General features: G+C 68.0%; 1 protein-coding gene. It reads left to right on the top strand.

Features of this window, described 5'->3' with window-relative positions; all coding sequences use genetic code 11:
- Window positions 1–120: 120 nt before the first annotated feature.
- Window positions 121–1,380: an IS256 family transposase gene (locus tag WEB06_03700; protein ID MEX2554719.1), complete on the top strand. Its 1,260-nt coding sequence runs from the start codon at window positions 121–123 to the stop codon at window positions 1,378–1,380.
- The last annotated feature ends 30 nt before the right edge of the window (window positions 1,381–1,410 follow it).

Raw genomic sequence — 1,410 nt, 5'->3', positions numbered from 1 at the left:
GAGCTATAACCGAAAGTTGTGGATGCACGATCTCTGAAAAGTAGGCGGCGTACCCTTCACGCGTCCTATACGCAGATCGCCGGTTGGAGCCGGCGGGAAGGAGTACGCCTGGTGCTGAAGATAGCGCATGACCCCGCGGTGTTGAAGCCGGCGGAGCCCGATGAGCTGTTGATCGACCTCGACGAGCTGTGCCACCTCGCCGCCACCCAGATGCTCGCCGTGGCCCTCGAGGCCGAGCGCAGGGCCTACCTGGACGCCCACGCTGACGTGCTCGATGGGTCCGGGCGCCGCCTCGTGGTGGGCAACGGCCTCGCCCGATCCCGGGAGGTGATGACCGGGGCCGGCATGGTGGAGGTCGCCGCCCCTCGGGTCGATGACCGCCGCGACGGGGAGCGATTCTCCTCGGCCATCTTGCCGCCCTACATGCGGCGATCGCCCAAGGTCACCGAGGTGCTGCCGATCCTCTACCTGCGGGGTCTGTCCACCTCCGACTTCGCCCCCGCCCTTCAGGCCTTCTTCGGCTCAGACGCCGGGTTGTCGGCCTCCACGATCTGCCGGCTCACCGAGGCCTGGCAGGCCGAGCACGAGCGGTGGAGCACGCGCACGCTTCGCGATGTCGACTACGTGTACCTCTGGGCCGACGGGATCCACTTCAACGTCCGCCTGGAACAAGACCGGCTGTGTTGCCTGGTCATCGTGGGCGTGCGCCCCGACGGGACCAAGGAGCTCGTGGCGATCTCAGAGGGCTACCGGGAGTCGACCGAGTCCTGGGCGCAGGTGCTACGCGGGCTCAAGCGCCGCGGCCTGGCCGCGCCGGCGGTGGCGGTGGGCGACGGCGCCCTGGGGTTCTGGGCCGCCCTTCGTGAGGTGTTCCCGGCCTCCGCCGAGCAGAGGTGCTGGGTCCACAAGACGGCCAACGTGCTGGACGCGCTTCCCAAGCGCCTGCACGCCGAGGCCAAGGCCGCCCTGGTGGCCATCTACACCGCGGAGTCGCGCTCGGACGCGCTCGAGGCCGTGAAGGTCTTCGCAGAGCGGTTCGCTTCCCACCCCAAGGCGACGAAGAAGGTGACAGAGGAGCTCGACACGCTGCTCCTGTTCTATGACTACCCGGCCGAGCACTGGATCCACCTCCGGACCACCAACCCGATCGAGTCCACCTTCGCCACGGTGAGGCTGCGTCAGCGGGTCACGAAGGGCGCGGGTTCCAGGGAGGCAGGCCTGGCCATGGCGTTCAAGCTCATCCAGGCGGCCCAGGACCGGTGGCGCAAGGTCAACGCGCCGCACCTCGTCGCCCTGGTCCGTGCGGGCGCGACATTCATCGACGGTCAGCTACGAGAGAGGAGCAACGACGAGGGAACCGAAGAGGACGCCGCCGCGTGAGGACTCATCCACAACATTTGACAATAGCTC

It is taken from the genome of Actinomycetota bacterium, assembly GCA_040905475.1.
Taxonomy (GTDB): Bacteria; Actinomycetota; AC-67; order AC-67; family AC-67; genus DATFGK01.
The sequence above is the reverse complement of the archived record's forward strand: the minus strand, read 5'-3'. Positions and strand labels throughout refer to the sequence as shown.